This window comes from Streptomyces sp. NPDC093586, assembly GCF_044764905.1.
Taxonomy (GTDB): Bacteria; Actinomycetota; Actinomycetes; order Streptomycetales; family Streptomycetaceae; genus Streptomyces.
The window spans coordinates 1-19263 of the sequence record NZ_JBIWJA010000040.1; the positions used below are offsets into that span (position 1 = coordinate 1).

The 19263-nt window shown below is 70.6% G+C and carries 17 protein-coding genes and 1 pseudogene; 7 read left to right on the forward strand and 11 right to left on the reverse strand.

The window, feature by feature from the left end; all coding sequences use genetic code 11:
• Positions 1-144: pseudogene (locus ACIRFH_RS30120) on the forward strand (IS701 family transposase); the annotation flags it as partial.
• A gap of 205 nt (positions 145-349) precedes the next feature.
• Positions 350-1150, forward strand: coding sequence for a CoA transferase (locus tag ACIRFH_RS30125; protein WP_403527586.1), 801 nt, complete (start codon positions 350-352; stop codon positions 1148-1150).
• A 154-nt stretch (positions 1151-1304) separates the two neighbouring features.
• Here ACIRFH_RS30125 and ACIRFH_RS30130 read toward each other — a convergent pair whose 3' ends face one another.
• Positions 1305-2543, reverse strand: coding sequence for a PucR family transcriptional regulator (locus ACIRFH_RS30130; protein WP_403527589.1), 1239 nt, complete (start codon positions 2541-2543; stop codon positions 1305-1307).
• Positions 2544-2881: 338 nt separating this feature from the next.
• Here ACIRFH_RS30130 and ACIRFH_RS30135 point away from each other — a divergent pair, with 338 nt between their 5' ends.
• The 4 genes from ACIRFH_RS30135 to ACIRFH_RS30150 all read left to right on the forward strand — a co-directional run bounded on the left by ACIRFH_RS30135 (position 2882) and on the right by ACIRFH_RS30150 (position 7898).
• Positions 2882-3775: an NAD(P)-binding domain-containing protein gene (locus ACIRFH_RS30135; RefSeq protein WP_403527591.1), complete on the forward strand. Its 894-nt coding sequence runs from the start codon at positions 2882-2884 to the stop codon at positions 3773-3775.
• 220 nt (positions 3776-3995) lie between these two features.
• Entirely contained in the window at positions 3996-5447 is a 1452-nt protein-coding gene (locus ACIRFH_RS30140) for an MFS transporter (RefSeq protein ID WP_403527594.1), read from the forward strand.
• 114 nt (positions 5448-5561) lie between these two features.
• Positions 5562-6497: a 5'/3'-nucleotidase SurE gene (gene surE, locus ACIRFH_RS30145; protein WP_403527597.1), complete on the forward strand. Its 936-nt coding sequence runs from the start codon at positions 5562-5564 to the stop codon at positions 6495-6497.
• A gap of 324 nt (positions 6498-6821) precedes the next feature.
• Entirely contained in the window at positions 6822-7898 is a 1077-nt protein-coding gene (locus tag ACIRFH_RS30150; protein WP_403527600.1) for an alpha/beta hydrolase, read from the forward strand.
• A 161-nt stretch (positions 7899-8059) separates the two neighbouring features.
• Here the strand turns inward: ACIRFH_RS30150 and ACIRFH_RS30155 are convergent, their stop codons facing one another.
• The 3 genes from ACIRFH_RS30155 to ACIRFH_RS30165 are packed head-to-tail and all read right to left on the reverse strand — an operon-like array spanning position 8060 to position 10415.
• Positions 8060-8830 (reverse strand): SDR family NAD(P)-dependent oxidoreductase, encoded by a 771-nt coding sequence (locus tag ACIRFH_RS30155; RefSeq protein ID WP_217140063.1) that lies wholly within the window; start codon positions 8828-8830, stop codon positions 8060-8062.
• Positions 8827-9225 carry a hypothetical protein gene (locus tag ACIRFH_RS30160; protein ID WP_403527603.1) on the reverse strand — a complete coding sequence of 133 codons (399 nt, stop codon included), beginning with the start codon at positions 9223-9225 and terminating at the stop codon, positions 8827-8829. The genes ACIRFH_RS30155 and ACIRFH_RS30160 overlap by 4 nt, the downstream gene beginning before the upstream one ends.
• Complete coding sequence (locus tag ACIRFH_RS30165) at positions 9222-10415, reverse strand: acyl-CoA dehydrogenase family protein (protein ID WP_217140065.1); 1194 nt, start codon at positions 10413-10415, stop codon at positions 9222-9224. Before ACIRFH_RS30165 ends, ACIRFH_RS30160 begins: the two co-directional genes overlap by 4 nt.
• A 134-nt stretch (positions 10416-10549) precedes the next feature.
• Between ACIRFH_RS30165 and ACIRFH_RS30170 the strand changes: the two genes are divergently transcribed.
• A complete protein-coding gene (locus ACIRFH_RS30170) occupies positions 10550-11119 on the forward strand; it encodes a TetR/AcrR family transcriptional regulator (protein WP_403527607.1) in 570 nt (189 codons plus the stop codon).
• An 88-nt stretch (positions 11120-11207) separates the two neighbouring features.
• Here ACIRFH_RS30170 and ACIRFH_RS30175 read toward each other — a convergent pair whose 3' ends face one another.
• From ACIRFH_RS30175 to ACIRFH_RS30205, 7 genes are all read right to left on the reverse strand, one after another.
• Positions 11208-12482, reverse strand: a complete 1275-nt coding sequence (locus tag ACIRFH_RS30175; protein ID WP_403527610.1) for an aspartate aminotransferase family protein — start codon at positions 12480-12482, stop codon at positions 11208-11210.
• A gap of 275 nt (positions 12483-12757) precedes the next feature.
• Positions 12758-13624, reverse strand: a complete 867-nt coding sequence (locus tag ACIRFH_RS30180; protein WP_403527612.1) for a phytanoyl-CoA dioxygenase family protein — start codon at positions 13622-13624, stop codon at positions 12758-12760.
• Between the two features lie 122 nt (positions 13625-13746).
• On the reverse strand, positions 13747-15174 hold the full coding sequence (locus ACIRFH_RS30185; protein ID WP_403527707.1) for an aldehyde dehydrogenase family protein: 1428 nt from the start codon (positions 15172-15174) through the stop codon (positions 13747-13749).
• A gap of 77 nt (positions 15175-15251) precedes the next feature.
• Entirely contained in the window at positions 15252-16028 is a 777-nt protein-coding gene (locus ACIRFH_RS30190; protein ID WP_403527614.1) for a gamma-glutamyl-gamma-aminobutyrate hydrolase family protein, read from the reverse strand.
• Positions 16029-16030: 2 nt separating this feature from the next.
• Positions 16031-17137, reverse strand: a complete 1107-nt coding sequence (locus ACIRFH_RS30195; RefSeq protein WP_403527617.1) for a Zn-dependent alcohol dehydrogenase — start codon at positions 17135-17137, stop codon at positions 16031-16033.
• The gene (locus ACIRFH_RS30200) at positions 17134-18501 is read right to left on the reverse strand and encodes a glutamine synthetase family protein (protein WP_403527620.1); all 1368 of its coding nucleotides are present in this window, start codon (positions 18499-18501) and stop codon (positions 17134-17136) included. Before ACIRFH_RS30200 ends, ACIRFH_RS30195 begins: the two co-directional genes overlap by 4 nt.
• Positions 18494-19099: a hypothetical protein gene (locus ACIRFH_RS30205; RefSeq protein WP_403527623.1), complete on the reverse strand. Its 606-nt coding sequence runs from the start codon at positions 19097-19099 to the stop codon at positions 18494-18496. Before ACIRFH_RS30205 ends, ACIRFH_RS30200 begins: the two co-directional genes overlap by 8 nt.
• Positions 19100-19263 lie beyond the last annotated feature (164 nt).

The window sequence follows — 19263 nt, forward strand, 5'->3', positions numbered from 1 at the left end:
GGACGCTCCTGGACGGGCCGGCACCACCACGTCACCCTGGTCACCGCCGCCCATGCATTCCTCACCGAACAGCGACTGGCCCCAAAAGCCGATACGGCGGACTCACCCTCTACCAGACCCTCGACGCCATCCAGGACCTGCTGAACTGCTGGACCGGCACCTGCACCACCTGCCACCAGCCCCTCCCCGCAGGAACACGCTCGACACCAAGATCCAGACGCACCTAACGGAGTCCTACGAGTACATCGCCCAGGAACCCCTGATCAAGATCGAGAGGATCGGCGACAGCGAGCCCGAGCCCCTCTCCAGCTCCACCGACCAGCCGCTCTCGGGCGTGCGCGCCCTGGGCATGGGCCACATCATCGCCGGCGCCGGAGTCGGCCGGGACCTCGCCCAGCACGGCGCCGACGTGCTGAACATCTGGCGCCCCGACGAGCTGGAACACGACGCCACGTACAACAGCGCCAACGTCGGCGTCCGCTCCGCCACCATCGACCCCTACGGCTCCGAGGGGCAGGCGAGAATCCGTGGGCTGCTGCGCGACGCCGACATCTTCTACGCCAACCGCCGCCCCGGTTACCTGGAGAAGATCGGCCTGAGCGCCGAGCAGGCCGCGGCCCTCCGGCCCGGCATCATCCACCTCAGCCTCTCACTCGCCGGTGAGACCGGCCCATGGGCACGCAGCGTCGGCTTCGACCAGACCGCGGGCGCGCTCAGCGGCATCATGCTGATGGAGGGCGAGGACGGTGTCGCGGCCGGGCCGACCAGCACACCGGCCCTGCCGTACATCAGCGTCGTCAACGACTACGTCCTCTCCTGGCTGGCCACCACCGGCGCCGTCACGGCCCTGATGCGCCGCGCCACCGACGGCGGCAGCTACCGCGTCACCCTCAACCTCACCCGCGTCGCCGCGTGGATCCTCAGCCTGGGCGTCTTCGACCGCGACTACGCCCACGAGACCGCCCTCGCCCCCGACCCCGACTCTCCGCACGCCTACCTGGACCCGGACACCTTCGCCGCCGAGACGCCCTGCGGCCACTACCAGGGCGTCACCGATCAGGTGATCATGTCCAGGACCCCCGGCCGCTTCCGCGACGTCCTGGTGCCCCGTGGCAGCAGCGCCCCCGTCTGGCTCCCCCGCCACAGCTGAGCGCCACCGGCAAGGGCCGGCCCGCTGAACGAGCGTGCGCCGACAGACCGCACCGAACGCCTTCGGCATCCCAGGCCCCCGGTCCGCTTCCGCGCCGGGGGGTCTTCGGCGTCACGGCAGCAGGCGCCGCTCCTTGGCCACCATCGGCGATCGGTCAACAGCCGGAACTCTGGTCCTGTCGGAGTTCCACCAGCATGAGGGCGGCCGAAACGCTCGTCGGGTCGTGGTCGAGGGGGCGCGGCAGCATGGTGCGGGCCTTGGCGAGGCGCCGGTCGATGGTGTTGCGGTGGGCGAACAACCGGTCGGCGGTTCTGGAGACGCTGTACCCCTCGGCGACGTACGTGCGCACCGTGCCCCGCAGGACCGGGTCCGCGGCCGCCAGATCGCCGAGCGTGCGGGCCACGAACTCCTCGGCCTGGCTCAGGTCGGCCGTGAGCAGGTCGACGAGGTGCACGTCCTCGTAGCGGACGACCTGCCGCGGTGATCCGACCCGGGCGAGAAGGCGCTGTGCCGCGGCGGCGTCCAGGTGGCTCTGCCGGAAACCCGGGAGGCCCGATCCGGGGCGGCCGAGCGTCGCGCGTACGCCGGGGGTCTTCTCCAGGACGTGCAGGACATCGGCCGTCGGCGGCACCTCGTCCACGGGCAGCCAGAGCCAGAGCGCGGACGTGCTCGGCGGCAGGGTCAGGCGTCGGGTCGCACCGCACGTCCACATGACGCTCTCGGCGGCTCGCTCCAGCTCATGCGCATCGGCCGGCGAATCGACCCACAGGATCGCCGCGACATGATGCCCCGCCAGCGGATAACCGAGCTGCTCCTCCGCACGGGCGCGGTTGATGCGTGCGCCCTGGAGCAGCAACCGGACCGTCGTGTGCCGCTGTGCCTGGGCGCCGAAGTCCGTTTCCGCGCGGATTTCGTCGGCGTAGGTTCCGACCGCGGCGATGGAGTCGTCGATGTAGGTCGTCAGCGAGTTGGCGGACACCTCTATCAGCTCGCGCAGTTCCTCGCGGTCGTCGGTCGCGGCGAAGCACTGGTCGACCCAGAGCCCCCACCCGACCCGCTGGGCGGCACGCCAGGAGCCGAGTTCGTTCAAGTCCATGCCGCGCAGCACCAGGTCCCTGGCGATGATCAGCATCTCGCGGTCCCTGGCCGGGGCCACCCGGCGACCGGGTTCCTGCATGTTGGACACCAGCCAATGCGTCATGTTGGCCTTGCAGAGGCGCCGGTCCGCCTCCGACAGCACAGGATCGTCGACGTACGCGCGCTGCCGCGCCTCGCGCTGCGATGCCCGCCACACCTGGTCGACGATCTCGTCCGGCACCGGAAGCCGGCTCTCGGCGACTTGTCGGATCAGCTCGCACACCCGCTCGGACGGGTTGGGCCACAGCATCTTCATGCACCGCGATCGTAGGCGTGGAAGGGAATGGGGCACAGTGCCCGGACCCAACCGGGTGCCGCAAGGTGCGAAATACACCACGTCCCCCTCGAACCCGCGCTGACGTGCCCTGGCCGGACGACGGTCCCAGCCATCAAGGTCAAGCAGAAGGAACCGTCCCGACCGGTCGGTCTGTGTTCCCCCGGTGGCGCCGTGACCCGTCGCCGTCGGTATGCGCGTCGCATCGCACCAGGTGGCCGCGCCGGCGTGCAGGACGCCGGCGACATGGGCCCGAGATGCGCGCGCCCCGCCGACCGGAAGTGACGAGCGACTTGGCAGCCATCGAGAGGAACGGGTTCATGGGCAGCACGAAGAAGTACGACGTTCTGGTCATCGGCTGCGGGCTGATGGGCTCCGCACTCGCGCGCACCCTCGCCGGACGGGGCTATTCCGTAGCCGCGTGGAACCGCTCGCCGGAACGGGCGCTCGCGCTCGCCGAGTCCGGCGTCTCGCCCGTGGATTCACCCGTCGAAGCGGTGCCCGCGGCGAGAATCTGCATCGCCTGCACCAACACCTACGAGAGCACGCGCTCGGCGCTCCAGCCGGTCACCGACTGGACCACCACCACGTTGGTCAACCTCGGCAGCGGGTCGGCCGACGAGGCCGAGGACATGGCGCGCTGGGCGGGCGAGCGAGGCGCCGCCTACCTCGACGGGTTCATCGGCTCCTACCCCAAGGACATCGGCTCCCCCCACGGAATGATCGCCGTGTCCGGCCCGGCCGCGCTCTGGGAGGAGCACCAGGACGTCTTCATGACCCTCGGGGGCGCCTCGCAGCACCTCTCCGACGAGGTGCGCGGCGCCGGAGTGCTGGAGGGGAGCATGGTCGGCACGTTCTACATCGCGGCCCTGAGCGCCTACGTCGAGGCGGCGACCTACGCGATCGACCAGGGCCTGACCCCGAGGGCGTTGGCCTCGACGACGGCGCAGGTGATCTCCCTGCTGGAGGCGATGGCGCCGGAGACGGCGGAGGCGATCGCACACGACTCCCACGAGACCGACCAGGCGACGCTGAAGACCTTCGCCGAGGGCGCCCGGGCCACGCTGACCGCCATGCGTGCCGCGGGCTACAGCGCCCGAGTGATCGGGGCGGTCGTCGAGAACCTCGAACTCGCCGAGCGGGCCGGGTTCGCCGGACTCGCGTTCTCCGCGCAGAGCAAGATCCTCACCGACACCCGGCAGGAGGCCAAGTGATGGCACGCCGAAGGCAGTTCCTTCCCAGGCGGTCGGTGACGCGCTTACGCACAGCGGCGGCGCCGCGGTGCACGGTGCACCACAGCCGTCCGCACCGGGAGCGGCCCTGCCGTGGCCGCGACGGAGTCCTGCCGCGCACCTCGGGACCCGCCCTCACACGCCGCCACCACCGGGCTCTGCCCGAGGCGACGGCTCTCATCTCGCACGGGAGTGAATCACGATGGCAAGAGCGAACGAGGCCGTGCTCAGCGCCGGAACGGGTGTCGCAGCTCCGTCCTCGGGCAAGCGGGTCGCACTGATCAGCGTCTCCGCGCTGCTGTGCACGGTGACCATCGCCGTCAACTTCATGCTGGGGCCTCTTCTGCCCCTGATGCAGAGGCAGTACTCCATCGACGTCTCGGCCGTGACCTGGGTCCTCACCGCGATGCTCCTGGGCAGCGGCGCCGGCTTCGTACTCATCCCGCGCCTGCAGGACATCGTCGACGACCGCACGATGCTCCTTCGGTCCGGCGCCGTTCTCACCGCGGGCGCGTTGATCCCCGCCGTCGTCGGCACATACCCGGCACTGCTCGTCGGTTCGGCCATGCTCGGCTTCGGCAGCGCGGCGCAGATGCTCCCGGTCGGCTTCCTCCGCCGCCACCTCTCCGGCGCCTCGGTGGCCACCGCGGTCAGCATCCTGATCATGGCCACCGGAACCGGGGTCGTCGTCGGCATGGTGGGCGGCGGACTGACGGTGAAGTACCTGTCGTTGTCGACGTTCTTCTACCTCCTGGCAGCGGCGTTCGCGGCAACCACGGCGGCGCTTGTGGCGGTGGTTCCGCGCTCGCACCCCGCCTCCTCCGCGCGGATCGGCGTGTGGGGCACGGCGTGGATGATCGCCTGGGTGACGCTGGTGCTGCTCGCGATGGCACAGATCAGCGACTGGGGCAACGTGTGCTATCTGCTGCTCACCGTCGGAGTCGTCGCCGGTGTCGCCTGGGTCCTGGCGCAGCGCCGGTCGGCCGCCCCGGTCTTCGACCTCGCGCTGCTGAAGCGGCCGTACGCCACGACGGCTTGCGTGGCGTCCTTCCTGTTCGGCGCCGTTGACGCGGCCTTCGTCCTGCTGGTCAGCTACTACACGCAGACCCCGTCCGAGGTCGGCTACGGCTTCGGCACCGACGCGCTCGGGACGAGCCTGCTCATGCTGCCGTTCGCGCTGACCATGTTCATCAGCGGCAAGGCGGCGGAACACGTGGTGCAGCAGGGACGCCCCGGCGCCGTACTGGCCGCGGGCGCGGCACTGTGCGGCCTCGGACTCGTGTGGCTCGCGTTCGCCCACGACCACACGTGGCAGTACCTCGTCGGCTCGGCCCTCGTCGGTCTCGGCAGCCGCGCCGGCTACAGCGGCTCGTTCGCGGTTCCGCAGCTGGTGGTGGACGAGGACCAGGCCGGGATGGCCGCCGGTATCCCGGCCACGACGATGATGATCGGCTCCGCTTTCGGCGCCGCCGTCACCACGACCGTCTTGTCCCTCGCGTACCTCCCCGAGGTCCCCGGCGTGCCGCAGTCCCACCTCTACACCGTGGGATACCTGATCGCAGCCGCCTTCCCGGCCGGCATCCTCGCCGCGACGGCGCTGTCCTCCACCCGCCACCCCGGCGCGTTCAAAGCCCTGATGAAGCAGGGCGCGTAGGTCCTCCCGACCACCGCACCGGCTCTGGCCGGCCCCGGTCTCACCCGCTGGACGGCAAGGCGAGCGACCCGCCCCGGGGAGGGGCGCTTTCACCCGAGGATCGGAGAACACACGATGAATCGACGAGGCAGGACGGCGGGCTTCGTTCTCGGTCTGGCGGCACTCGGCGTGGCCGGGCCCTCCGTCGCCGCCGCGACGGGCGGAGAGAGCCGTGCGGCCACCGCAACCGAGGCGCGCCCGGCCTGCACAGGCCCCCTCGACGTGCTCCTGACCAACGACGACGGCTGGTCGGCACCAGGCATCCAGGCGGTCTACAGAGCACTCAAGGCCGACGGCCACCGAGTGACGATGGTCGCCCCGCTGAAGAACCAGTCCGGCATGGGCGCCCGGATCGCGTACGACGGGGTGCTGGAGGTGTCCCGGCCGGTGGCACGGGACGACCGCATCCTCGCCGTCGACGGCACCCCTGCCGACGCGGTGGCGTTCGCACTCCACACGCTCCCCGCCGACCGGTACCCGGATGTCGTGGTGTCCGGCGCCAACTACGGGCAGAACACTTCCCGCGTGACCAACCACTCGGGAACGGTCGGCGCGGCCACCACCGCCATGGACCGCGGTGTCCCCTCGATCGCCGTCAGCTCCGAGTCTCCTTGGGACTACGCCGAGGACGCCACGCACCCGCCGGACTTCGAGGGCACATCGGCCTTCGTGGTCAAGCTCCTGCGCACCCTGCAGGAGTCGTCCGAGGACTGCCGGCGGCTCCTGCCCGAGGGCCTGGGCCTCAACGTCAACTACCCCTTCGACGGCCTCAAGGAGGCCAGGGCGGCGAAGTTCGACACCATCGACCCCTTCCCGACCACGTACACGCTCCGAAAGGACGGGGACTACGACATCTCCGCCGTCAACGCCGACTCGGACCGGAGCGACGTCGACCACCGCCTCCTGAGGGACGGCTACGCGACCATCACCCCGCTCGACGGCGATCTCTCGGCCGCACGCACCGGTCGGAGCCTCTCCTTCGTCTCGAAGTTGGTGAAAGACATGAACTGACCCGGCATGCCTGTCCTCCCGCCCGACCACGGCGCGGGCGCTCGCCCCCGGAAGTCTTCGGGGACGAGCGCCCGCGGTCGTCCTGCTCCGCTCTGCCCGACCGCCCTCGGGTCCGAGCAACGCTCCGCTCACCCGGCGCCGGTTCCGCACCTGTCGCCACGTCGTGGCGGTGCGGAGCGCGGTACCCGCCCCGGCCGTCCGGCCGCAGAGCCCGCCGGTGAACCCCGGGGCAGACCCCTGCCAAAAGTCGCACAGATGACTTAGTCTCACGACCACGCCTTATGGGCAAGGTCATGCCACGGTCCCCGCACAAGGAGCACTCCTGTGACTACTCCTCCCGGCAAGCTCTCGGCATCGTCTCCCGCCGCGGGCGGCAGCCCGGCCGGGCGAGGGCCCGTGAAGACCGGAGCGGACTCCCCACCCGGTTGGCGCGGGCTCCTCGACGCCGAATCGCTCAGGGCAGCCGACTTTCTGGCCGAGGTGCTTCCCCGGCCGTTGCACACCCTCGGGGTCGAGGGGGTGCGGAGGTTCACGGCCCCCCAGCCGCCGCCCCGGCTCACCCGGGTCGCATCCGTGGTCGACGAGCACGCGACCTGGACCGACCCGGCCGGGGTGAACCACTCGGTGCCGGTCCGGACGTATCGGCCGCACACGTCCCGCACGGAAAACGCCGGGCTGCCCTGCCTGCTCTACCTCCACGGCGGAGGCTTCACGGTCGGCAGCCTGGACGGAGTCGACGAGGTGTGCCGCCTCTTCAGCCTGCACGCCGAGTGCGTCGTGGTCTCCGTCGACTACCGACTGGCCCCCGAGCACCCGTTCCCCGCCGCCGTCGACGACACCAGGGCAGCTCATGCCTGGCTCGTCGAGAACGCGGCGGCGCTCGGCATCGACGGGCACCGCATCGCGGTCGGCGGCGATTCGGCCGGCGGCGGTCTGGCGGCGGCGCTCTGCCTGGACCTGCGCAGTCGCGGCCTGCCCCAGCCGGTACTCCAGATCCTCGCCTATCCGGCGGTGGACGACTCCTACGAACGCCCCTCCTGGACCGAGTTCGCAGACGCCCCCTTGCTGGGGACCGCCGACGCGCAATGGTTCCGGTGTCAGTACGTGGGCGACGGGGACGTTGCCCCCGACCCGCTCCTGACACCCCTCCGGGCAGCGACCCTGGCCGGTCTCGCCCCCGCCCTCGTCGTCACCGCGGAAGTGGACCCGTTGCGCGACGACGCGGAGGCGTACGCACGGCGGCTGGAGGAAGAAGGCGTCCCCGTACTGTGCCGCCGCTACCCAGGGGTGTTCCACGGGTTCTTCACCGAGGTCGGCACCTTCACCAAGGCCACCGACGCGGTCGTGGACGCGGCTGCCGGCCTCCGCGGCGTCTTCACGGGAGGAGTTCTCCCGAAGTGAGCGATCCCTCCCCGGGCTCGCACCGGTCCTCCGCCGCTGCGGACGCTTCCGCTCACACCTTCCCGGTCACCCGACTCGGCTGCGTCGGGGCCGACTCGGGTGACCGCGCCGTCCCGGCCGGAGACGTCGGGACCCGGCAGGGCCGAAACCGAAGCGGGGCTTCAATGGCCGGACATGCCGCCGTCGACGGCGAGCGTGCTTCCGGTGATGTACGACGAGGCCGGTGACGCCAGGAAGAGGACCGCCGCGTCCAGTTCGTGCTGCCGGCCCAGCCTGCCCAGAGGGCTGCGTTCCGTGATGAAGCCCTTCAGCAGGTCCTCGGGCACGGCGGCTGTCATCTCGCTGGCGAAGTAGCCGGGCGCCACGGCGTTGACCCGGATGCCCAGACGGCCCGCCCACTGCGCGGACAGGTCCCGGGTCAGGCCCATCAGTCCGGCTTTGCTGGCCGAGTACGCGGCTTGCGGGGCATAGGACGTGATGAAGCCCAGGGTGCTGGCGACGTTGACGATGCTGGAGCCGGGCTTCATGACCCTCGCACAGGCCTGGGCCGACCAGTAGGCGCCGTTGAGATTGAGGTCGATGACCTTGCGGAAGTCCTCCGGGCGCTCGCGCAACGCGGGGACGGCCGTGCCGACGCCCGCGTTGTTGACCAGTACGTCGATCCTGCCGAACTCGTCGAGGCCGGCCCCGACCATCACCTCGCACTGCTCGGGGTCGGTGACGTCGGTGGCGACGGTGACCGCACGCCTTCCTGTCGCCCGTACCTGTTCGGCGACGGCCTCCAGCTTGTCGGTGCGGCGCGCGGCGAGCACCAGGTCGGCGCCCGCCTGGGCCAGCGCGACGGCGAAGCCCGCGCCGAGTCCGGAGCTGGCGCCGGTGATGACGGCCGCTCTGCCGTCCAGGCGGAACAGGTCGAGGACGGGAGTGGTCACGGGTTCCTCCTGAGTACGTGCTGTCCGGCCGCGGCCAGGGGCGCGGGCTCGTCGCCCACGGTCTCGGGCCTGGAGCCGGGGGACAGGTCTTGGCGGTGGCGGGCGTGGACGCCTTCGGCGATCACCGCGATCCTGAAGCAGCCGAGGACGATGGAGCGGCCGAGGCCGCCCAGGCCGCGACCCTTCGCGGCGGCGTAACCCTCGGCCGGGTCGGCGGGGACGGGCGGGCGTGGGCCGGTCGAGGCGGCCCGGCCCGCGAGCACCGGCGCGAAGGCCGGGTCGGCGTGGACCGGGCGCGGGCCGAGGCCGGCGAGCGGATCGCCGCGGAAGCCGGGGACGTTCTCGGCGAAGAACCGTGGGAGCGCCCCCAGGGCCAGTCCGCCGAGGGTGCTCACCGGCCGGCCGTCCGCTCGTGGCGCCGTACCGTACGGCGGGCGATGGCCCAGCGATGCGTCTCCGACGGACCGTCATAGATCCGGAACGGGCGGACCTCACGCAGAAACCGCCCGAGCAGCACGTCTCCGGAGACTCCGAGCGAACCGCAGATCTGCAGCGAGCGGTCCACCACGCGGTGAATGGCCTCGGCGCAGAAGGTCTTGGCGATCGCCGTGGACTGCGCCGCCGAGCGGCCCTCGTCGAGCTCCCAGCACGCCTGGGTGATCAGCCCTCGCGAGGCGGCGATGTCGATCTCGTTGTCCGCGATCATCTGCTGGACCATGCCGAGATCGGCCAGCCGCGACCCGAACAGCCGCCGGTCCGCAGCGCGCGCCACAGCGATGTCCTGCGCGCGGCGAGCGATGCCGAGCCAGCGCATGCAATGCGTCATACGGGCCGGCCCGAGCCGTACCTGGGCGTAGGTGAACCCCTCGTCCACGGCGCCGAGCACCGCGTCGTCGGGCACGAAGCAGTCGTCGAAGACCAGCTCGATGTGGCCGCCGAACAGGCTCTCGTCGAGGGTCTCGATGTGCCGGACGGTCTTCATGCCCGGGTTGTCGGCGTCGACCAGGAACATCGTCGCGCCGCCCCGGTCCCCCGCCTCGCCGCTGGTGCGTGCCATGACGATGGCGAACCCGGCGCCGTCGGCCCCGGTGATGAACCACTTGTGGCCGTGGATCCGCCAGCCGCCCGGAACCCGCTCGGCTCGGGTCGACAGCGCGCTGGGGTCGGAACCCGCACCGGGCGCCGGCTCGGTCATGGCGAAGCACGAGCGGACCGCTCCGGTGGCGAGCGGGCGCAGATAACGCTCCTTCTGCTCCGGGGTCGCGATGGCCTCCAGCATGTGCATGTTGCCTTCGTCCGGCGCCGCGATGTTCAACGCCAACGGTCCGAGCAGCGAGTAGCCGGCCTCCTCGAAGACCGGCGCGCGCCCGCGCATGTCAAGGCCGTGGCCGCCGGATTCCGGGGCCACGTGAGGGGCGAAGACGCCTGCCTCCTTGGCCGCGGTCTGCAGCTGCGTCCGCACCGCATCCGAGCGGACGACACCGCGGTGCTCCTCCTCGACAGGAATCACCACCTCGCTGACGAACCGCGCCGTGCGGTGCGCCAGGTCCGCCACGCCGGGCTCGGGGGCAAGGTCGATGGCCATGCGTCCTCCAGTTGGCTAATGCTTGTTAGCCGACTCTAGGTGCAACTCAACCCCCCGGCAAGAGTCATCTGCTACTCTTCGTTAGCCATCTTTGGCGAGGGGTCGAAACAGTCGAGACAACAGAAGGCGGGCCCGTGTCCCGGACCGACGACATCCGTGCCGCCGCGCTGGAGCTGTTCACCGGCCGCGGATACGAATCCACGACCATGGCCGACATCGGCGCGGCCGTCGGCATCCGCGGCCCCAGCCTGTACAAGCACGTCGCGTCCAAGCAGGACGTGCTCGCACAGATCATGACCGGCACCATGCAGGCCCTGCTCGACCTGCACCACGAGGCCGTCGCCACGACCACCGACCCCACCGAGCGCCTGCGCAGAGCCACCGAGGCCCATGTGCGCTACCACGCCCGTCACCGTCTCGAGGCCTTCGTCGGCAACCGCGAGATCCGCAGCCTCGAAGAGCCGCACCTCAGCGAAGTCCTGGCCATGCGCGCCCGGTACGAGGCAGGCTTCCGCGCCCTGATCGACTCCGGTGTGGCCGCCGGCCGCTTCCGGGTGACCTCGGCCCGCCTGGCCTCGTACGCGGTCCTCGACCTCGGCATGGGCGTCGCCGTCTGGTTCCGCGAGGACGGCGAGATCACGGAGGATGCCGTGGTGTGGGAGTACGGCGAGTTCGCCCTGCGCCTTGTCGGCGCCAAGGGCTGAGGCGGGCCGGGACCTCCTCGCGGACGGCGGCGTCCCAAGACCGTCACCCGCCGAGCGCGAAGCGGGCCCCGGGGCCGTGTGCGGCGGTTCAGCCGCGCGCGCCCCCTCCCAGCTGACCCAGGACCTTCTCGAGGGCGTCGGCGGTGGCCTCGATGTCCCGCTGGCTGTGGGCGGTGCTGAGGAAGATCTTGCCGGAGGGCATGAACATCACGCCGCCTGCGAGCATCCCCTCCAGAATCCGCGGCCAGAGACCGCCGGCCCCGTGGAGGCTGGTGGTATCGCCGGCCTGGTCGAACTGCAGCAGGGAACCGACTCGCTTGAGGCGGGCGGCTTGAGGGGCGGAAGCCAGCAGGTCACCGATCACGAGCTCGAACCGGGCGGAGACGCTCTCCAGCGTGTGGTAGACGGCGGGGTCCGCGAGCACGCCCATGGTCGCCTGGACGGCGGCCAGCGCGATGGGATTTCCGTTGAACGTGCCGGCATGCACCACCCCGTCCGTGACCTGGTCGATCAGGTCCGCTCGACCGACGACGGCGCTCTGGGTGAAGCCGCCGGCCATGGCCTTGCCGAAGACGGACAGGTCGGGCCGCACCCCGAAGAACTCGGCCGCGCCGCCACGGGCGATCCGGAAGCCGGCGATCACCTCGTCGTAGATGAGCACCACGCCCTGCTGGTCACAGCGGGAACGCAAGGTCTGCAGGAAGTCCTGCGCGGGTGATTCGACACCGGCGTTGCTCATGATCGGGTCGATGAGCACCGCGGCGATGTCCCGTTCGACGGCCTCCGCGAGAATCCGGTCGATCATCTCCACGTCGTTGAACCGCGCCACCACCAGGTCGTCGAGCACGCTCGGACTCTGGCCCCTGCTGGCCGGCGCGACTGTCCCGCTCACGTCGGTGTCGCTCAAGCCCGCGTACACCGTGTCGTGCCAGCCGTGGTAGCTCTTGGCGAACTTCACGACCCGCCGGCGCCCCGTGGCCGCCCGCGCCAGGCGCAGCGCGACCTGGACCGCCTCGGTCCCGGTGTTGCTCCAGAGCAGGCGTTCGCCGTGCGGCACCGCCTCCAGCACGGCCTCGGCCGCCGCGTACTCGAGGACGTGGCCGGTGCCGACGACCTGCATGCGCGTGGCCACCTCGTGCACGGCGTCCACCACGCGGGGGTGGCCGTGTCCCAGGACGAGGGGGCCCCAGGCCATGACGTAGTCGATGTAGCGATCGCCGTCCAGGTCCCAGACATGGGCTCCCAGCGATCTGCTCACGAAGAGGGGGTGCGGTCGCATCGCCGCGCGCAGGCCCGAGCCCACGCCTCCTCCCACGCTGCGCCGGGCTCGCTCGAAGGCGATACGCGATGTCTCCAGGCCCATCCGACGTTCTTCCCTTCTCGGTTTCTCGGTCACCGGGAACGGCCGCCGAGGAGGGCAGCCGGTGCTCCGGCGGGTGTTCGGCGCCCGGTGCCGTCACCGGGCGATGCATGACGGGCTCCGAGGACGTTCTCGAACCCACCGGGCACTACGTCTTCGGTCAGGGACAAGGGCCTGACGTCGCCGGCGTCCCGCAGAGGGCCGGTGCAGGACCTTCTGCGGGACGCCACACCCTCAGGGCGTCGGTGACGGGGCCGCGTGGACTGATCGGCCGGCTCTCAGAGCTTGAGGTAGTCGCCCAGGTCGGCGTAGTCGACCTGCCACAGGCCGGGCGAGCCCGTGGGGTACTGGGAACGGAAGCCGAGCACACGCTGGACGCGCGGCGACAGCTGCCTGGCGATCTCCATGTCGACCAGGAACGGGTAGGCCTCCTCGCCGGTGAGATAGCCCGCGTTGAACGTGAAGGCCACAGCCCGCCGGTACTGGTCGTCGGTCTGGTTCGCCCCGCCGCCGTGCGCGGTCTTGCCGCTGATGAACAGGGCGTCTCCGGCGTTCATGACGGCGGGGATGGTCTGTTCCGGAGTGCCCCGGTCCTCGAAGTCGCTCCAGTGGTTGCTTCCGGGGATGACGCGGGTGGCGCCGTTCTCCTCGGTGAAGTCGGTCAGGGCGACCAGGAAGTTGATGGTGACCTCCGGGCCCTTGGGGCCCATGCCGATGAACGGGAACCAGTTCTCCAGGTCACGGTGGAGCATCTGCGCCTTGTTGCCGGGGCCGATCTCGATGACCTGTGCGGTGGTCATCCAGTACGTGCCCGACTCCTCGAGGAAGACCCGGTCGCTGATCTCGTGGACCAGGGGGTGGTCGATGATCTCGTTGCGGAACGTGGGGCTGTGCGTGACCAGGTTCGTGAGCCGCTTGGTGTTGCTGCCGTGGAACTCGGCCACGAGTTCGTTCTCGTGGGTCGAGCCCGGGCGAAGCGCCTGCAGGGGCGGGTCGATCTCGGCGTTGAAGCGGTCGATCTGGTCCCGCGTCAGGAGGCCCTTGATGATGACGCCGCCGTCGCGGGCCACGATCTTCAGGATCTCCTCGGCCGGCGTGTCGACCGCCACCGACGTCAGGGCCTGGTCCTTCTTCTGTGCTGTCATGTGAATCCTCTCCCTCAACTCGAACCCCGGTTGCCCGACCGTGCGGTCAACCGCGGGCGTTCCGGCTCTCCCGCCGGCTGTACATCGGGTGCGCATCGACTGCGCACCGACTGCACGACCGGTCAGGCCAGTTCGATCCAGGTCGTCTTCAAGGTCGTGAACTTCTCCAGGCCGTGGAGGCTCCGGTCCGCCCCGTGGCCGGAGAGTTTCCGGCCGCCGAACGGCACCGAGCTGTCGCCTTCCTCGTAGCAGTTGACCCAGACCAGGCCGGCCTGGATCTCCCGTGACAGCCGGTGGGCCCGGGCGAGGTCGCCGGTCCAGATCGCGGATCCGAGCCCGAAGTCGGAGTTGTTGGCGATCGCGACGGCCTCCGCGTCGTCACGGAACGTCGTGACCGCCAGGACGGGGCCGAAGATCTCGTGCTGGGCGAGGCGGCTGTCCTGGTCCACGTCCACGAAGACCACCGGATCCACGTACAGGCCGTCGGTCCTCTTCCGGCCCGACCCGAGGACGGGCCGGGCCCCCTCGGCGATGCCCTTGCGCACCTCGTCCAGGACGTCGTCACGGTGCCGCTCGTACGCCAGCGGCCCCATCGTGGTCTGCGGGTCCAGCGGGTCGCCGATCCTGTGCCGGCCGAGATGGTCCACGACCCTGGCGACCAGGTCGTCGTGGATGTCCTCGTGGACGAGCAGCCGCGAACCGGCCGTGCACATCTGCCCGCTGTTGAAGGAAACCGCCCAGGCGGCCATCCGCGCCGCCTCGTCGAGGTCCGGTGCGTCGGGGAACACGAGGTTGGGGGACTTGCCTCCCAGTTCCAGCCAGACCGGTTTCGCGTTGGACTGCCCGGCGTAGGTCAGCAGTTGCTTCCCGACCTCGGTGGAGCCGGTGAAGGTGACCGTGGCGACGTCGTCGTGCAGGGTCAGCGCCGAGCCGACCGTCGCACCGCTGCCCGTGAGCACCTGGAGCACGCCGGCGGGCAGGCCCGCCTCGGCGGAGAGCTCCGCCGCGCGCAGGAGCGAGAGGGGCGTCTGTGTGGCGGGCTTGACGACGACGCTGTTCCCCGAGACCAGGGCGGCGGGGATCTTGAACATCGACAGCGTCATCGGGAAGTTCCACGGCGTGATCGCGCCGACCACTCCCAGCGGCTCCCGCGTCACCAGGGCGACGGAGTTGTTGCGGCCCCGCGGGGACTCGTCCATCAGCTTGTCCGCGAGTTCGCCGTACCAGCGGACCGTGTTGATGGCGGTGCGCAGTTCGACGGACCAGGCCACCGTGACCGGCTTGCCCATCTCCAGGGCGACCAGCAGGGCCAGTTCGTCGCGGTGCTGGTCGAGCAGGTCGGCCCAGCGGATCAGCACGGCTCCGCGTTCGCGTGGCTCGAGGCCCGCCCAGACCCGGGACGAGAACGCCTCCTTGGCGCCTTGGACGGCCCGGTCCACGTCGTCGCCGTCCGCGCTGGGGACCTCCGCGAAGGGCAGTCCGTCGCGTGGGCTGATGACCTCGGCCGTCCGGCCCGTCCGCGATGCGGTCCATTCGCCGTCGACCCACATGCCGCGGGGCAGGCTCAGCCGGCTCTTGAGCGCGAGCCAGTCGTCCAGCGACCGCGCGGTGCCCGTCCGTTCCGTGTTCACCACGTCGCGCCTCCCTTCAGTGCGGGGCTGGGGGCGCTCGTCGCCGATACGGCGACGAGCCAGTCGAAGAGGGGGTCCGACGAGGCCATCCACTCGGGGTGCCACTGCACCCCCACCACCGGGCTGTCGTCGAGCTTGATGGCCTCGACGACGCCGTCCTCGGTGGTGCCCATGACGCTGAGTCCTCGGCCCAGGCGGTCGACGGCCTGGTGGTGCCAGGAGTTGACGACGCGCTGGGGCCCGTAGAGCGTGTGGGCGAGGGTTCCCGGCGTGAAGCTGACGGTGTGCTCGGCCTCGCCGTCGTCCGGTGCGTGGTTCTGGGAAGCGTGGACGATCCGGCCCTCTTCCAGGTGTTCGACGAGGGTGCCGCCGAGCACGACGTTGAGCAGCTGGTGGCCTCGGCAGACGCCGAGGATCGGCACGTTCGCCCGGAGCGCGGCCGTGATCAGGGCCGCCTCGTACTCGTCTCGTGCGAGGTCCGGCACATCGTGGTCCCACCGCGGGTCGGCCGTGGGGTCGACCCGGGCGCTGCCTCCCCATCGGGAGGGGTGGACGTCCTGCCCGCCGGTGACGACGAGTCCGTCGAGGCGTTCGACGACGGCTTCGGCCTCGGCCCGGAAGGGCAGGTTGACCGGGATCCCTCCCGCGGCGGCCACGTTGTCGCCGAACGCGCTGAAGTGCGAGTCGATGAACTGGTGCTGGAAGCGACGGGACGTCCGTTTCACCATGCCCAGGCTCAGCCGGCGGCCCGTTATTCCGATCAGCGGCTTCATGGTCACACCTCTCCGACCCGGGCGACGACGCGAATCTCCTGTCCGGACGCCAAGGCCTTGAATCCGTCGTTGATGGTGGCCAGGTCGCACCGGGCGGTGACGAGGTCGTCGAGCTGGAGCAGACCCACGCGGTTGAAGTGCGCGTACAGCGGGATGTCGACCTTGAAGTGGTTGGAGCCCATGAACGAGCCCTGGATGCGCTTCTCCTCCAGGAACAGCTCCGCCCCTCGGATCTGTACCGGCTGCGAGTCGGGGATCATGCCCATCACGGTGGCGGTGCCGCCCGGCCGGAGCATGGCGAACGCCTGCCCGGCCGTGGCGCCCGAGCCGACCGCCTCGAACGCGTGGTGCACGCCGGTGCCGGTGAGCTCCCGTACCGCCGCGACCGGGTCGGCTTCCCTCGCGTCGATGACGTGGGTCGCGCCGAACCGGACGGCCCGGTCCAGCTTGCCGGGCACGACGTCGATCCCGATGATCTGCGCCGCGCCGGCCAGTCGCGCGGCCTGGACGGCGGCGAAGCCGATCCCGCCGAGGCCGATCACGGCGACGGTCTGCCCGGTGTGCACCGAGGCGCTGTGCAGGACGGCGCCCATGCCCGTGGTGACGGCGCAGCCGAGCACGCTCGCCGTCTCCGGGCGGATGTCGTCCGGGACGGCGACCAGGGCGTTCTTGTGGACGAGGGCCATCTCCGCGAAGGCGCCGATGCCGGCGGTCGGCCGCACCGGCCGGCCGTCGGGCTTGGTCAACCGCGGCCGGGACCGCTCCTGCTGGAGCCGTGCGCGGTTCACGCACAGGGTCTGTCGCCCGGTCACGCAGTACGCGCAGGTGCCGCAGTGCACGGACAGGCACGTCACCACCGTGTCCCCGGAGGCGAACTCCGTGACGCCCCGTCCGACGGCCACGACCCGGCCGACCGCCTCGTGGCCGAGGACGATCGGCGGCTGCGACTCGAAGGTCCCGTCGATCTCGTGCAGGTCCGAGTGGCACAGACCGGCGTACGCCACCTTCACCAGGACCTCGTCCGGTCCGGGATCGTCGATCACGAGCTCCTCGATCTCGAGGGGGCCCGGCGCCGTGTTCAGGACGGCGGCTGCGATCCGGGTGCTCATGCCAGCTCGAAGTATCGGTTGCGCTCCCAGGGCGTGATCCCGCAGTCCGGGTCGCCCCCGCCCATGGTGTGGAAGGACATCCACTCCCAACGGCGCGTGCCGAGCCAGTAGTCGATGAACTCCTGGCCGAGCGCCTCGGGGAGGATCTTGTCGGCCTCCAGTGCGGCGGTGGCCTGGCTGATGCTCGCCGGGATCGTCTCCCCGTCGGGGAGGAACCAGGCCATGCCGGTGAAGGGGGCGGGCGGTTCGAGTTCGTTGCGGACCCCGAAGAGGCCGGCGCCGAGGACGGCCGCGCTGACCAGGTACATGTTGGCGTCCGAACCGGGCACGCGGTACTCGACCCGGGACTGCTTCGGGTGGCCCACGACGGCGCGCACCGCGGTCGTCTTGTTGCCGACTCCCCACGTGACGGTCGTGGGCGGTCCCTCGGCGGGGACGAGCCGGCGATAGGAGGTGATGAAGGGAAGGGCGATCGACGTCGTGCCCGCCATCGCCGGCATCAGGCCGCCGATGAACCGGCGCATCACCGCGGAGGCGCCGTCGGGACTGTAGAAGGCGTTGCCGTCCTGTGTCCCCAGGGAGATGTTCAGGTGCGACGCCTGGCCCCAGGCGTCCGACCACTTGGCCATGAACGTCACGGTCCGCCCGAGCTCGTGGGCCACCTCGCGCATCACCTGCCGGCACCGGGCCCACCGGTCCGCGACCGCGACGACGTCGCCCAGCGCGACGTTGATCTCGACCTGGCCCGCGGCGGCCTCATCGTTCCAGGCCTCCCAGCCGATGCCGATGTCCCGCAGCCGCTCCTCCACCCGCTCCAGGTACGCGCGCCATTCCGCGTCCTTGGCGAGCACATAGGCGCTGCCGCTGGTGCCGCCGAGCGGGGTGAGGTTCTCGTAGCCCTTGGCGCGGGCTTCGCGTATCGGCTCCTCGAAGACGGTCGCCTCGATCTCGACGGCGGTGTCGACCGTGAAACCGAGTTCCCGGGCGTCGGCCGCGACGCGGCGCAGCAGGTTGCGTGGACAGCAGGAGACCGGGGTGCCGTCCTGGGTCCAGAAGTCGCCGATGACGGCCGCCTTGCCCGGCTTCCACACGCAGATCGTGCCGAGATCGGGGCGAAGGAAGATGTCCTCCATTTCGCCGCGCCAGGAAGGAAAGGCCATTCCGACCGCCGGGACACTGTCCAGATCGTTGCCGAACACGACGTCCGCAAAGGCGAATCCCTGCTCGACGCCGTTCAGGAATTTCTCCCGCGACAGGGTCTTTCCGACGAATACGCCGTCGAGGTTGGTCGCCTGGATCTCGACCGAAGTGATGTGGTGTTCACTCAGCCAGCGGTCGAGCTCGTCCCTGGTTGTTTCAGCCACCGAATCTCACCTTCCAGTGCGCGCCGCACATCGCCGACAGTTGCCCCACCCCGCCGACGACCGTGACGCCGAGCGCGAGGCCGAACGCAAAGGAATCACCGCGACCGCTGAACACCGTCGACAGCGCCTCTGCTGGACCGTGCACCTCGTACGCCCCCGCGTCCTTGCCGAAGCGGACCTCCTGCCCCTCTGTCTGGCAGACCACCCGCAGTCCCTCGGGGAACCCCTCCGAGCCCTGGTTCGCCGCCCAGAAGGACGACGCGGCGTCACGCCACGCGGGGAGCGGCGGGTTCAGAAGCTGCTCGACCGCCGAGGCGAGCGGGCCGGGGGTGGCAGCGAGCGCGTACTCGGAGAAGGGCACGAGGGGGATCGCTTCGAGTCCCTCGTCCACGCCGTGGCGCACGTGCACGCCGCCGTCCGCGAAGGCCAGGGTCGCGGCCTGGGAGTCGAGCCCCGATCGCAGGGCCACGGTGCCGGTCAGGCCCGAAAGCAGATCACGGAGTTCGGGAATGTCCGCACTCTCGCGCAGGACCCTCGCCAGCGAGAGGACGAGCGGAGTCGGATCCGCCTCGGTCTCTATTCTCACAGCGCCACTCATGGGCACTCACCTCAATCATTCACGGCCGGACACGAGGGCCGGCGACGTTCACGAAATTACGCCCACATGACTGGCTCAACTGACTTAGTCATCTGACTTGAAGGTAGTGCTGGTAAAGCGCGGGTGTCAACCACATGGCTGCATGGAAAACGGGCCTTCCGCGG

What these genes read in the sequence shown, in the direction of transcription:
- ACIRFH_RS30205 (WP_403527623.1), bottom strand. Translation starts at nt 19,099, where the DNA reads ATGAGTGGCGCTGTGAGAATAGAGACCGAGGCGGATCCGACTCCGCTC.
- ACIRFH_RS30185 (WP_403527707.1), bottom strand. Translation starts at nt 15,174, where the DNA reads ATGTGGGTCGACGGCGAATGGACCGCATCGCGGACGGGCCGGACGGCC.
- ACIRFH_RS30195 (WP_403527617.1), bottom strand. Translation starts at nt 17,137, where the DNA reads ATGAGCACCCGGATCGCAGCCGCCGTCCTGAACACGGCGCCGGGCCCC.
- ACIRFH_RS30140 (WP_403527594.1), top strand. Translation starts at nt 3,996, where the DNA reads ATGGCAAGAGCGAACGAGGCCGTGCTCAGCGCCGGAACGGGTGTCGCA.
- ACIRFH_RS30135 (WP_403527591.1), top strand. Translation starts at nt 2,882, where the DNA reads ATGGGCAGCACGAAGAAGTACGACGTTCTGGTCATCGGCTGCGGGCTG.
- surE (WP_403527597.1), top strand. Translation starts at nt 5,562, where the DNA reads ATGAATCGACGAGGCAGGACGGCGGGCTTCGTTCTCGGTCTGGCGGCA.
- ACIRFH_RS30190 (WP_403527614.1), bottom strand. Translation starts at nt 16,028, where the DNA reads ATGAAGCCGCTGATCGGAATAACGGGCCGCCGGCTGAGCCTGGGCATG.
- ACIRFH_RS30130 (WP_403527589.1), bottom strand. Translation starts at nt 2,543, where the DNA reads ATGAAGATGCTGTGGCCCAACCCGTCCGAGCGGGTGTGCGAGCTGATC.
- ACIRFH_RS30165 (WP_217140065.1), bottom strand. Translation starts at nt 10,415, where the DNA reads ATGGCCATCGACCTTGCCCCCGAGCCCGGCGTGGCGGACCTGGCGCAC.
- ACIRFH_RS30125 (WP_403527586.1), top strand. Translation starts at nt 350, where the DNA reads ATGGGCCACATCATCGCCGGCGCCGGAGTCGGCCGGGACCTCGCCCAG.
- ACIRFH_RS30175 (WP_403527610.1), bottom strand. Translation starts at nt 12,482, where the DNA reads ATGGGCCTGGAGACATCGCGTATCGCCTTCGAGCGAGCCCGGCGCAGC.
- ACIRFH_RS30180 (WP_403527612.1), bottom strand. Translation starts at nt 13,624, where the DNA reads ATGACAGCACAGAAGAAGGACCAGGCCCTGACGTCGGTGGCGGTCGAC.